Annotated in this window: 11 protein-coding genes; 10 read left to right on the top strand and 1 reads right to left on the bottom strand. The window is 68.7% G+C overall.

Annotated features, from left to right (window positions below):
- Positions 1-576: 576 nt before the first annotated feature.
- Positions 577-1,101, bottom strand: coding sequence for a hypothetical protein (locus tag G472_RS0126135; protein ID WP_029010732.1), 525 nt, complete (start codon positions 1,099-1,101; stop codon positions 577-579).
- Between the two features lie 243 nt (positions 1,102-1,344).
- On the opposite strand from G472_RS0126135, the gene ccoN reads away from it, so the two are divergent.
- The 10 genes from ccoN (at position 1,345) to G472_RS0126090 (ending at position 12,073) form a co-directional block, all read left to right on the top strand.
- The gene (gene ccoN, locus G472_RS0126130) at positions 1,345-2,841 is read left to right on the top strand and encodes a cytochrome-c oxidase, cbb3-type subunit I (protein WP_029010731.1); all 1,497 of its coding nucleotides are present in this window, start codon (positions 1,345-1,347) and stop codon (positions 2,839-2,841) included.
- A 19-nt stretch (positions 2,842-2,860) separates the two neighbouring features.
- Positions 2,861-3,604, top strand: coding sequence for a cytochrome-c oxidase, cbb3-type subunit II (gene ccoO / locus G472_RS0126125; protein WP_029010730.1), 744 nt, complete (start codon positions 2,861-2,863; stop codon positions 3,602-3,604).
- A 13-nt stretch (positions 3,605-3,617) separates the two neighbouring features.
- Positions 3,618-3,779 (top strand): cbb3-type cytochrome c oxidase subunit 3, encoded by a 162-nt coding sequence (locus tag G472_RS0126120; protein ID WP_029010729.1) that lies wholly within the window; start codon positions 3,618-3,620, stop codon positions 3,777-3,779.
- Positions 3,780-3,782: 3 nt separating this feature from the next.
- Positions 3,783-4,676, top strand: a complete 894-nt coding sequence (gene ccoP, locus G472_RS0126115; RefSeq protein WP_029010728.1) for a cytochrome-c oxidase, cbb3-type subunit III — start codon at positions 3,783-3,785, stop codon at positions 4,674-4,676.
- Between the two features lie 211 nt (positions 4,677-4,887).
- Complete coding sequence (gene ccoG / locus G472_RS35770; RefSeq protein WP_051341335.1) at positions 4,888-6,411, top strand: cytochrome c oxidase accessory protein CcoG; 1,524 nt, start codon at positions 4,888-4,890, stop codon at positions 6,409-6,411.
- Positions 6,412-6,444: 33 nt separating this feature from the next.
- Positions 6,445-6,969, top strand: a complete 525-nt coding sequence (locus G472_RS35765) for a FixH family protein (protein ID WP_029010727.1) — start codon at positions 6,445-6,447, stop codon at positions 6,967-6,969.
- A 14-nt stretch (positions 6,970-6,983) separates the two neighbouring features.
- A complete protein-coding gene (locus tag G472_RS0126100) occupies positions 6,984-9,461 on the top strand; it encodes a heavy metal translocating P-type ATPase (RefSeq protein ID WP_029010726.1) in 2,478 nt (825 codons plus the stop codon).
- Positions 9,376-9,555 (top strand): cbb3-type cytochrome oxidase assembly protein CcoS, encoded by a 180-nt coding sequence (gene ccoS / locus G472_RS40410; protein WP_245593601.1) that lies wholly within the window; start codon positions 9,376-9,378, stop codon positions 9,553-9,555. The genes G472_RS0126100 and ccoS overlap by 86 nt, the downstream gene beginning before the upstream one ends.
- Positions 9,556-9,725: 170 nt before the next feature.
- Positions 9,726-10,412 (top strand): Crp/Fnr family transcriptional regulator, encoded by a 687-nt coding sequence (locus G472_RS0126095; protein ID WP_035693745.1) that lies wholly within the window; start codon positions 9,726-9,728, stop codon positions 10,410-10,412.
- Positions 10,413-10,561: 149 nt separating this feature from the next.
- Positions 10,562-12,073 carry an ABC transporter substrate-binding protein gene (locus G472_RS0126090; RefSeq protein ID WP_035693743.1) on the top strand — a complete coding sequence of 504 codons (1,512 nt, stop codon included), beginning with the start codon at positions 10,562-10,564 and terminating at the stop codon, positions 12,071-12,073.
- Position 12,074 lies beyond the last annotated feature (1 nt).

Genomic DNA, 12,074 nt, shown 5'->3' with positions numbered 1-12,074 from the left:
GTCCGGGACCGATCCGCCGACACCCCGGAGATCCCCTTTCCATCGCCTCCGCCTCACAAGCTCGGGCCACCGTCAAGGTTCGGGAGCGTGGGAACGAGCACGCATGGCGCCTCCTCCGTCGGCCATCACGCTGATACATGGCGAACGGTATAGAGGCATTCCAATCGTCCGCTCGACCGTCCCCGCGTGAAGCGATGGATGCGAGGGGTGATTTCCACTCCATCGTTTAGATTGCAAATCCTCCCGGGAAGAGGAGAAAAAAGCGCTGCAGGTGCAAGGTGCGCCGACCGGGTGATATCGTAAGCGCAAGCAGTGCGGGATCGGACGCGTTGTCGACCACCGGCGTCGCGTACCGAGTCGCTGCAGAGAGGGTTTTGCACGCTCGCCTGCAGGGCGCATCGACAGGCGCCGGCTGGCGGAACGGCGGTGTGGCGGAGGGGACGAGGGAGGATGACGGGGCCTGCGTGCAAATGCCGCGCCCCCCGGCCCTTGCCGTCGCCGACCGGCAAACCGGGGTGGGGCGGGGTGGAACCGGCAGCGGCGCGGCACCGGACCGCGAGGCCGGCGCGGCGACGATCAGACCCCGTCGCCGGCCTCGGCCAGGGCATCCGCGGGGCCGGGGGCGGAGGCGCCGGGGGGCTTGCACAGGCGTGCCGCTTCCACCCCGTGCCCCGCCGCCCGGAAGACGCTGAGGATCGATCGGCAATGTTCCGTCGTGCCGCGGCAGCTTTCCGGGAGATCGGTGAAAACAGCGTCGCAGTCCAGGTCGTGCGCAATGGTCTCCATGGCCCGCACAAGCACCGCCGCCGCCGCCGCCGGATCGAATATGTCGAGAACGATGAACATTTCGACTGCCAGCGCCCGGCCGTACCGGAAGTGCTCGGTCACCGAATACGAGAACAGGCCGTGGATATAACCGCGATCGTTCTGTGCGGTGATGATCCCGCAGGCGGGCGAAGTGCCGTCCCCGGGGCCGCACCGGGGTGCGGCGAAGGCACGCCATCGTTCGACCGGCAGCTCCGGCGCGAGGGCGCTGACCAGCGGGAAGGCCTGGTCGATCTGGCGCTCTCCCAGGGGTTTCGCAATGAAGCCGTCGTCCATGCCCGATCCGCTGGCTGAAGCGTCGGCCGAACGATGACAGCGGGTGGTCACAAGGGGCGTTGACGTAGATCAATGTTGCCCCGGCTGGCCCTACACATAGTGGCGATATTGGCGGCAGGCGGTTCGGCGTCTGCTGACGGGCCGTCGTGCGCTCGTCTGCCGCCCTCCTAAACGAAGTACCCACGCGGTGGTGCAACCTCTAGGGAGCGGCCCAAGCCGCCCGGGGCAAACGGGAGAGATTGTATGGCATCAGCGACTCTGACCCCAGGGGCCGCCCTGGGCAGCCAGCGGGTGTCGGAGGACGTCCGGTATTACGAGGACGTCATTCGGCTCTTCACGATCGCGGCAGTGTTCTGGGGCGTGGTCGGCTTCCTGGCCGGCACCTTCATCGCGCTGCAGCTTGCGTTTCCGGCGCTCAACCTGGGCCTTGAGTGGACCAGCTTCGGGCGTCTGCGGCCGGTTCACACGTCGGCCGTGATCTTCGCCTTCGGCGGCAACGTGCTGTTCGCCACCTCGCTGTACGTGGTGCAGCGCACCTGCCGCCAGTTTCTGTTCGGCGGCGAAGGGCTGGCGAAGTTCATCTTCTGGAACTACCAGATCTTCATCGTGCTCGCCGCCCTGTCCTACGTCCTGGGCTACACCCAGGGCAAGGAATACGCCGAGCCCGAGTGGATCCTGGACCTTTACCTGACGGTGATCTGGGTCCTGTACGCGGTGAGCTACATCGGCACGGTGATGACCCGCAAGGAGTCGCACATCTACGTTGCCAACTGGTTCTTCATGGCGTTCATCCTGACCGTCGCCATCCTGCATCTCGGCAACAACGTCAACTGGCCGGTCTCGCTGTTCGGCATGAAGAGCTACACCTTCGTGTCGGGCGTGCAGAGCGCCATGGTGCAGTGGTGGTACGGCCACAACGCCGTCGGCTTCTTCCTGACCGCCGGCTTTCTGGGCATCATGTACTACTTCGTGCCCAAGCGCGCCGAGCGGCCGGTGTATTCGTACCGCCTGTCGATCGTGCACTTCTGGACGCTGATCTTCCTCTACATCTGGGCCGGCCCGCACCACCTGCACTACACCGCTCTCCCGGACTGGGCGCAGACGCTGGGCATGACCTTCTCGGTGATGCTGTGGATGCCGTCGTGGGGCGGCATGATCAACGGCATCATGACCCTGTCGGGTGCCTGGGATAAGCTGCGCACCGACCCGGTCCTGCGCTTCCTGGTGACCTCGGTCGCCTTCTACGGCATGTCGACCTTCGAGGGTCCGCTGATGTCGGTGAAGCCGGTCAACGCCCTGTCGCACTACACCGACTGGACCGTCGGCCACGTGCACTCCGGCGCGCTCGGCTGGGTGGCCTTCGTCAGCTTCGGCGCCATCTACTACCTCGTCCCCGTCCTGTGGAAGCGGGCGCAGCTCTACAGCATGCGTCTGGTCAGCTACCACTTCTGGACCGCCACCATCGGCATCGTCCTCTACATCACCGCCATGTGGGTGTCCGGCATCATGCAGGGCCTGATGTGGCGCGCCTACGACAACCTGGGCTTCCTCCAGTACTCGTTCGTGGAGACGGTGGCAGCGATGCACCCGTTCTACGTGATCCGTGCGCTGGGCGGCGTCCTGTTCGTCGTCGGTTCGCTGATCATGGTCTACAACCTGTGGCGTACGGCCAAGGGCGACGTCCGCATCGAGAAGCCTTACGTCACGGCGCCGCACAAGGCAGCCGTGGGTGCGGCCTGAAGCCGAGAGGACCTGAGATATGGCTGAGGAAAAAAAGGGCTTTAGCCACGACACGATCGAGCGGAACACGCTCCTGCTCGTCGTGCTGATCCTGATCACGGTGTCGATCGGCGGCCTGGTGCAGATCGTTCCCCTGTTCACGATCGAGTCGACGGTGGAGAAGGTGGACGGGGTGCGCCCCTACTCGCCGCTCGAACTGGCCGGCTACAACATCTACGTCCGCGAGGGCTGCTACAACTGCCACAGCCAGATGGTGCGTCCGTTCCGCGACGAGGTGGAGCGCTACGGCCACTACTCGCTGGCGGCGGAGAGCATGCACGACCGGCCGTTCCAGTGGGGCTCCAAGCGCACGGGTCCGGACCTGGCCCGCGTGGGCGGCAAGTATTCCGACGAGTGGCACGTCGCCCACCTGGTCGATCCCCGCGCGGTGGTGCCGGAGTCGATCATGCCGGGCTACGCCTGGATGAAGGACCGTCCGCTGAAGGCCGACGACATCGCCGACCATCTGCGCGCTCTGACCGTCGTCGGTTCCGCCTACACGGCCGACCAGATCGCCAACGCCAAGGCCGATCTGATCGCCCAGCAGAACCCGGACGCCGATCACGACGGTCTGCTGAGCCGCTATCCGAAGGCCGTGGTGAGCAACTTCTCCGGCGACCCCAAGGTCGTCACCGAGATGGACGCGCTGGTGGCCTACCTGCAGGTGCTGGGCACGATGGTGGACTTCACCAAGTACCAGTCGCCCGCACAACTCCAGCAGTGAGCGGGAGGGATCCATGGATTTGGATCAGATCACCGTAGCCCTGCGGTCGTTCTGGACGGTGTGGTTGATGCTGCTGATGACGGGAATCCTGGTCTACGCCATGTGGCCGGGCAACCGCAGCAAGTTCGACGATGCCGCACGGATCCCGCTCAAGGATGATGGTCAGGAGTTTTAGGCCATGGCGAACAAACCGGAAAAGGACGCCCTGTCGGGCGTCGAGACCACGGGCCACGAGTGGGACGGCCTGCGGGAACTGAACAACCCGCTGCCGAAGTGGTGGCTCTACATCTTCTATGTGACGATCGCCTGGTCGCTGGTGTACTACGTGTTCTATCCGGCCTGGCCGCTGGGGACCACCTACACCAAGGGCGTGCTGGGCTGGTCCCAGCGCGAGGAGATCGTCGAGAAGCTGGCCGAGGCGAAGGCGGCCCAGGGCAAGTTCCTGACCGCTATCGCCGCCAAGTCGGTGGACGAGATCCAGAAGGACAAGGAGCTTCTGGCCTTCGCGATGGCCGGCGGCCGCACCATGTTCAACGAGAACTGCGCGGCCTGCCACGGCGCCGGCGGCCAGGGGGCCAAGGGCTTCCCGGCGCTGGCCGACGACGTGTGGCTGTGGGGCGGCACCACCGCCGACATCTACCAGACCATCCGCCACGGCATCCGTGCCGACGACGCAGAGACCCGCGGCGTGGTCGGCATCGGCATGACCGCCTTCGGGCGTGACGGCATCCTCGACCGCACCCAGATCGACCAGGTGGCGGAGTACATCCTGTCGCTCAACGGCAAGCCGTCCGACGCCACCAAGGCGGCCGCCGGCAAGACGGTGTACGAGGAGAACTGCGTGGCCTGCCATGGCGAGAAGGCGGAGGGTTCCCTCGCCGCCGACCTGACCGACATCGGCGCCCCGCCCCTGATCACCGCCAACTGGATCTGGGGCGGCGACAAGGCGTCGCTGGTGGAGACCATCACCAACGGCCGCGCCGGCGTGATGCCCAACTGGGCGGCTCGCCTGGAAGACACCACGATCAAGCAGCTCGCGGTGTACGTCCACAACCTGGGCGGCGGCAAGTAATACAGGCGGTACCTGAAGGCGCCGGGATGGCAACGTCCCGGCGCCTTTGTTTTGCGCGCGATCGGCCGGGCCCGCTTATCGCTTGACTTTTTCCGAACAGGCCATTGATCCATCGCAATGCCCATGCGGCGACATGTCGCCATAGTCGCGCGACCGGTCTCGGGCCATCTCGCCCGACGACGGCTGCGATCCGACCAAGCAAGGCAGGCCCATGAGCATGGCGACCGAGACCCGGGACAAACCCGGCGCCGAACCCTCCCCCGTTCCACCCCCTGCGGCCGACCGGGCGCAGCCGGAGAAGCGGGCCTCCAGCTCCCTCTACGCCAAGCACAGCAAGATCTACCCCAAGTCCGTTGTCGGCCGTTTCCGCAATCTGAAGTGGGCTGCGGTCGCCGTCCTGCTGGGCATCTACTACGCGCTGCCGTGGCTGCGCTGGGACCGCGGGCCCAACGCGCCGGATCAGGCGGTGCTGCTGGACCTGCCGGGTCGCCGTTTCTACCTGTTCTTCATCGAGCTGTGGCCGCAGCAGATCTACTACCTGACCGGCGCCCTGATCGTCGCCTCCATCGGCCTGTTCCTGGCGACGGCCGTGGCCGGTCGCCTGTGGTGCGGCTACGCCTGCCCGCAGACGGTGTGGACCGACCTGTTCGTTTGGGTGGAGCGGCTGGTCGAAGGGGAGCGCGGGGAGCGCATCCGCCTTGACAAGGGCAAATGGACGTTCGACAAGCTGCGCAAGAAGGCGCTGAAGAACCTGATCTGGATCCTGATCTCGCTGGCCACCGGCGGCGCCTGGATCTTCTACTTCGTCGACGCCCCCACCTTCATGGGCGAGCTGCTGCGCTTCGAGGCCAGCTCCACCGCCGTCGGCTTCATCCTGCTGTTCACCGGCACCACCTACCTGCTGGCCGGCTTCGCGCGCGAACAGGTGTGCATTTACATGTGCCCCTGGCCGCGCTTCCAGAGCGCCATGATCGACGAGGACAGCCTCGTGGTCACCTACGAGGAATGGCGCGGCGAGCGGCGCGGCCACGTGCGCAAGTCCCAGACCTGGGAGGAGCGTCAGGCCGAAGGCTACGGCGACTGCATCGACTGCCACGCCTGCTATCACGCCTGCCCCACCGGCGTGGACATCCGCAACGGCTCGCAGCTCGCCTGCATCGGCTGCGGTCTGTGCATCGACGCCTGCGACGAGGTGATGATCAAGATCGGCCGGCCCACCGGGCTGGTCCGCTTCGACACCCACAACAACCAGGTGGCCGCCGCCGCCGGCACCCCGCCGGTGGGCATGCGCCTGCTGCGGCCGCGCACCATCATCTACACGCTGATGCTGACGGTGGTCAGCGCCATGATCGTCGCCGGCCTGGTGTTCAAGCCCAGCCTGGACGTCAGCGTGCTGCGCGACCGCGCACCGCTGTTCGTGGCCCTGTCCGACGGGTCGATCCGCAACGCCTACACCATCAAGATCTCCAACATGACGCGCGACCCGCGCGCCTACACGCTGACCGTCGTCGACCTGGCCGGGGCCCGGCTGGCGGTGGCCGGCGAGGACCAGACCGACGAGGCCGCCGCCGTGCACCTCACCGCCGCCCCCGACACCGTCGCCACCTACAGAATCTTCGTGACCGTGCCGCGCGGTGCTTTGCACGACACGTCGCGTCCCCTTAACTTCACGCTGACCGCCGCATCCGGCGAGGCCGTCACCTACGAGACGGTCTTCATGGGGCCGGGAGGCTGATCCTTTCCCTTCACGCCGAGGATTGAACGGACGATGAGCATGTCCACGGACGTCCGCAATGAACTGCCGTCGCACCGGGGGCGCCGCCGCGCCCCCGGCTGGTACATCCCCTGGCTTTTCGTCGCCTTCTTCGGCCTGGTGTTCACGGCCAACGGGGTGATGGTGTACATCGCCACCTCCACCTACACCGGGCTGGAAACCGAGAACCACTTCATCAAGGGGATCAAGTACAACGATTCCCTGGACGGGGCCCGCGCCCAGAGCGAGCGGGGCTGGCGGGTCGATCTCGGGTTCGAGCGCACGGAGCCGCAGAAGGGCATCGTCGCCGTCACCCTGCACGACAAGCACGGCAACCTGCTGAAGGACAGCACCGTCACCGTGCGCTTCATCCGCCCGACCATGCAGGGCCACGACGTTGAACTGGAACTGCCCTACCTGGGCGAGGGCCGCTACGCCATGCCGGTGGAGCTGCCGCTGCCCGGCCAGTGGGACATGCGCCTGACCATCGCGCACGCCACCGGCGACTACCAGGACCAGCAGCGCATCCACGTGAAGTGAACGGGTCAAGGCCGATGGGCGATTGCCTCCACTGCGGACAGCCGCTTCCCCCCGGCGCGGAGCCGGTGATCGGCGGGGATGGCGGTGCGTTCTGTTGCACCGGCTGCGCCGCCGCCTACGACACGGTGCGCGGGCTGGGACTGGAACGCTATTACGAGCGGCGCTGCGTCGATCCGTCGGCGCGGCCGCTGCGCCCCGATGCCGACGCGCCGGCCATCGACTACGCACCCCACGCCCGGGCGGAGGCGGACGGCACCGCCACCCTGCACCTGATGATCGACGGGCTGCAGTGCGCGGCCTGCGTCTGGCTGATCGAGACGGTGCTCGGCCGCCGGCCGGGCGTGGAGCAGGCCCGCCTCAACATGACGACCCGCCGCCTGACCATCCGCTGGCGGCCGGCGGAGACGGACGCCAACGCCCTGGTCGGCGCCATCACCGGCCTCGGCTACCGCGCCGTGCCCTTTGATCCCGAACGCCTCGGTTCCGCCCAGAAGAAGAGCGAGACCGAACTGCTGCGCGCCATGGCGGTGGCCGGCTTCGCCGCCGGCAACGTCATGCTGCTGTCGGTGTCGGTGTGGGCCGGGCACAGCCAGGGCATGGGCCCGGCGACCCGTGACCTGATGCATTGGCTGTCGGCCCTGATCTGCCTGCCGGCCATCGCCTACGCCATCCGGCCCTTCGCCCGCTCCGCCTTCGCGGCGCTGGCGCGCCGGCGCACCAACATGGACGTGCCGATCACCGTGGGCGTGGTGCTGGCCACGGCCATGAGCCTGTTCGAAACCATCAACAGCGGCCCCCACGCCTATTTCGACGGCGCGGTGATGCTGCTGTTCTTCCTGCTGATCGGCCGCTACCTGGATCAGCGGGCGCGCGGCCGGGCGCGCTCCGCGGCGGAACAACTGCTGGGGCTTCAGGCGACCGCGGTCACCGTGGTGCAGCCCGACGGCCGTACCGCCGTGCTGCCCCCGGAACGGGTGGAGACGGGGGCCACCGTGCTGATCGCGGTGGGCGAGCGCATTCCCGTCGACGGCCGCGTCCTCGACGGCGTCTCGGACCTGGACACCTCGCTGATCACCGGCGAGAGCGTTCCGGGGGCGGTGCGACCCGGCGACGGCGTGTTCGCCGGCATGCTGAACCTCACCGCGCCGCTGCGCCTGACGGTGACGGCGGTGGGCGAGGGCACGCTGCTGGCCGAGATCGTGCGCATGATGGAGGTGGCGGAGCAGGGCCGTGCCCGCTACGTCGCCATCGCCGACCGGGTGTCGCGCGGCTATGCGCCGGTGGTCCATCTGGCGGCCCTGGTCACCTTCCTCGGCTGGACCCTGCTGATGGAGGCGCCCTGGCAGGTGGCCCTGATGAACGCCGTCGCCGTGCTCATCATCACCTGCCCCTGCGCCCTGGCCCTGGCGGTGCCGGTGGTGCAGGTGGTGGCGTCGGGTCGGCTGATGCGCCAGGGCATCCTGATGAAGACGGCGACGGCGCTGGAGCGTCTGGCGACCGTCGACACCGTGGTGTTCGACAAGACCGGTACCCTGACCGAAGGCCGGCCGGTGCCGCGCCTGGCCGGGGTGGCCGAGGCCGACCTGCGGCTGGCGGCGTCGCTGGCCGGGGCCAGCCGCCACCCGCTGGCCCGCGCCCTGTCCGCCGCGGCACCCGCCGTTCCGGTGGCCGTCGGGGTGCGCGAGGTGCCGGGGGCCGGCCTGGCCCTCGACACGCCCGACGGCGAGGTGCGCCTGGGCAGCCGCCGCTTCACCGGCGTCGCCGCCGACACGGCGGTGGCCGACGGCGTGCCGGGGCCGGAGCTGTGGCTGGCCCGGCCGGGCGGCACGCCGGTGCGCATCGGCTTCGTCGACGCGCCGCGCGCCGATGCGGCCGCCGTGGTCGCCGGCCTGAAGGCGCGCGGCATCGCCGTCACGCTGCTGTCGGGCGACCGCCGCGAGGTGGTGGCCGCGGTGGCGGCGAGCCTCGGCATCGCCGACTGGAAGGCGGAGCAGTCGCCGGCCGACAAGTCCGCGGTGCTGGCGGGGATGATGTCCGCCGGGCGGCAGGTGCTGATGGTCGGCGACGGCCTGAACGATGCCCCCGCCCTGGCGGCGGCCACCGTGTCCATGTCGCCGTCCACCGCCGTCGACGTCAGCCAGACCGCCGCCGACGTGGTGTTCCAGGGCGTGCGCCTGCGCCCCATCCTCGAAGCGGTGGAGGTGGCGCGCCGTTCCGGCCGGCTGGTCCGGCAGAACTTCGGCCTTGCCATCCTCTACAACGTCTTCGCCGTGCCGCTGGCCATGGCCGGGATGCTGACGCCGCTGCTGGCGGCGCTGGCCATGTCCTCCTCCTCGCTCATCGTGATCGCCAACGCCCTGCGGCTGGGCCGCGGGGCGGTTGTCAGGGAAACGGCTCATGACCGAACTGCTGTATCTCATCTCCATCGCGCTGACACTGGGCCTGCTGGGCCTCGGGGCGTTCCTGTGGGCTCTGAAGTCCGGTCAGTTTGACGACCTGGACGGCGCCGCCCACCGCATCCTGTTCGACGACGACAGCGCCGCCGGTCCGCGGCGCGGCGGTGACAACCGCGGGACCCGGCGGTAGAATCGGCCGCACGGGCCGCCCCGGCGGAGGCGACCCGTGCGGTTGTGTGCGAGTTCGGTTGCGATCCGTCGGGTTTGTGACCATGATGGGGGCCGTGGACGTCAGGGGCCAAGCCCGCCATGCCTCCCTTTGACCAGGGCCGCGCTCGCGACAAGAGCGCAACGATCGAGATGAATCCTTGCGGTGCCTGCCCCGTGCGCAGCCTGACGGTCTGTGCCGCGCTCGACCCGGAGGAGTTGCGCCGTCTCGCCGACATCCTGCAGACCGTCCGCATCGAGGCCAACCACACCATCTTCGGGGAGGGCGACGCGGCCGACGCCCTCTACAACGTCACGTCGGGAACGGTGAAGCTGTACAAGCTGCTGCCCGACGGTCGGCGCCAGATCACCGGCTTCCTCATCACCGGCGACTTCATCGGCCTGGCGCTGAACGAAAGCTATGCTTACACGGCCGAAACGGTCACCGGCTGCACGCTGTGCCGCTTCCCGCGCAAGAAGCTGGAGGCGCTGCTGGACGAGTTTCCCAAGATGCAGCGGCGGCTGTTCTCCATGGCGTCCAACGAACTGGCGGCCGCCCAGGACCAGATGCTGCTGCTGGGACGCAAGACCGCGAAGGAGAAGATTTGCTCCTTCCTGCTGATGCTGTCCCAGCGCGCCGCCCGGCGCGGCCACAAGGACAACCCGGTCCATGTGCCGATGAGCCGGGCCGACATCGCCGACTATCTGGGCCTGACCACCGAGACGGTGAGTCGGACCTTCACCCAGCTCAAGACCGCCGGCATCATCTCGTTGCAAGAAGGTAACAAGATCCAGATCGCCGGGATGGACGCCCTCTACGACATGGCCGAGGGCTGCTGAGCGGGGGCGCATTCCGTTCCGCTAACGCAACGATCTCCCCGGCGTCGGGCCCCGCCCCGGCCGGCGGCCGGCGCCCTGCGGTCTTGAACTCCCGCCCCGTGCACCGCATCATCCGCGCGAAACAGCCGGGATCGGGGGGAGGACAGGCTATGGCGGGTTGGAACGGCGGGGTGCGGGCGGCGGTGCTGGTTGCCGCGTGGGCCGCGGCGGCGCTGACGGCGGCGCTGCCGGGTGCGGCGGCGGCCGAGGCGCGGCGGGACCTGGTGGTCGGCATGCAGCTCGAACCGCCGCACCTCGACCCGACGGCCGGGGCCGCCGGGGCCATCGACGAGGTGGTCTACGCCAACCTGTTCGAACCGCTGCTGCGAATCGACTCCGACGGCGGCCTCGTCTACGCCTTGGCCGAGGAGTGGGGGGTGTCCGACGACGGCCTCTCCTACACCTTCCGCCTGCGCCCCGGTGCACGCTTCCACGACGGCACCGCCGCCGATTCGGCCGATGTGAAGTTCTCCCTCGACCGCGCCCGGGCCGCCGACTCGGTGAACGCCCAGAAGGGCTATTTCGCCACCATCGACCGGGTGGAGACGCCCGACCCGCTGACCGTGGTGGTGCACCTCACCCGCCCCGACGGCCTGTTCCTCTTCCATATGGCGCAGGGCGACGCGGTGATCGTGGCGCCGGAAAGCGCCGCCACCAACAAGCAGAAGCCGGTGGGCACCGGCCCCTTCCGCTTCGCCCGCTGGGTGGCCGGCGACCGGGTGGAGCTGGAACGCAACCCCGACTATGACGGGCCGGCGCCGGCCCTCGACCGCGTCACCTTCCGCTTCATCGCCGACCCCGCTGCGCAGGTGGCGTCGCTGATGGCCGGCGACGTCGACACGTTTCCCCAGTTCAACACCTTCGAAGCGCTCGATCGTTTCCGCAACGACCAGCGGTTCCGCGTGAAGACGGGCAGCGGCGAGGGGGAGACGCTGATGGCCATCAACAACGCCCGCCCGCCCTTCGACGACGTGCGGGTGCGCCGGGCGCTGGCCCATGCCATCGACCGCGCGGCCGTGATCGAGGCGGTGACCGCCGGCATCGCCCCGCCCATCGGCAGCCACTTCGCGCCGCACCGGGCCGGCTACGTGGATCTCACCGGCCTCTACCCCTACGATCCCGACCGCGCCCGCGCCCTGCTGGCGGAGGCCGGCCATCCCGGGGGTTTCAGCGCGACGCTGAAGCTGCCGCCGCCCATCTACGCCCGGCGCTCCGGCGAACTGATCGCCGCCATGCTCGCCGACGTGGGGGTGCGGGTGTCGGTGGAGAACACGGAGTGGGCGCCCTGGCTGGAGCGGGTGTTCCGCGCCGGCGACTACGACCTCACCGTCATCGCCCACACCGAACCGCTGGACATCGACATCTACGGGCGCCCCGACTATTACTTCGGCTACCGCAGCGCGCGATTCGACGCGCTGATGGCGGAGCTGGAGACCACCCGCGACGAGGGGCACCGCAACGCCCTGTACGGCGACGCCCAGCGGGTGATCGCCGAGGACGCGGTCAACGCCTTCCTGTTCCAGCTCCCCATCGTGACGGTGGAGAAGGCGGGGCTGGAGGGCACCTGGCAGAACCGCCCGCTGCAGGCCAACGACATCACCGGCGTGCGCTGGCGGAACTGAG

It is taken from the genome of Azospirillum halopraeferens DSM 3675, from assembly GCF_000429625.1.
GTDB classification, from domain to species: domain Bacteria; phylum Pseudomonadota; class Alphaproteobacteria; order Azospirillales; family Azospirillaceae; genus Azospirillum; species Azospirillum halopraeferens.
The sequence above is the reverse complement of the archived record's forward strand: the minus strand, read 5'-3'. Positions and strand labels throughout refer to the sequence as shown.

What these genes read in the sequence shown, in the direction of transcription:
- G472_RS0126135 (WP_029010732.1), bottom strand. Translation starts at nt 1,101, where the DNA reads ATGGACGACGGCTTCATTGCGAAACCCCTGGGAGAGCGCCAGATCGAC.
- ccoN (WP_029010731.1), top strand. Translation starts at nt 1,345, where the DNA reads ATGGCATCAGCGACTCTGACCCCAGGGGCCGCCCTGGGCAGCCAGCGG.
- ccoO (WP_029010730.1), top strand. Translation starts at nt 2,861, where the DNA reads ATGGCTGAGGAAAAAAAGGGCTTTAGCCACGACACGATCGAGCGGAAC.
- G472_RS0126120 (WP_029010729.1), top strand. Translation starts at nt 3,618, where the DNA reads ATGGATTTGGATCAGATCACCGTAGCCCTGCGGTCGTTCTGGACGGTG.
- ccoP (WP_029010728.1), top strand. Translation starts at nt 3,783, where the DNA reads ATGGCGAACAAACCGGAAAAGGACGCCCTGTCGGGCGTCGAGACCACG.
- ccoG (WP_051341335.1), top strand. Translation starts at nt 4,888, where the DNA reads ATGAGCATGGCGACCGAGACCCGGGACAAACCCGGCGCCGAACCCTCC.
- G472_RS35765 (WP_029010727.1), top strand. Translation starts at nt 6,445, where the DNA reads ATGAGCATGTCCACGGACGTCCGCAATGAACTGCCGTCGCACCGGGGG.
- G472_RS0126100 (WP_029010726.1), top strand. Translation starts at nt 6,984, where the DNA reads ATGGGCGATTGCCTCCACTGCGGACAGCCGCTTCCCCCCGGCGCGGAG.
- G472_RS0126095 (WP_035693745.1), top strand. Translation starts at nt 9,726, where the DNA reads ATGAATCCTTGCGGTGCCTGCCCCGTGCGCAGCCTGACGGTCTGTGCC.
- G472_RS0126090 (WP_035693743.1), top strand. Translation starts at nt 10,562, where the DNA reads ATGGCGGGTTGGAACGGCGGGGTGCGGGCGGCGGTGCTGGTTGCCGCG.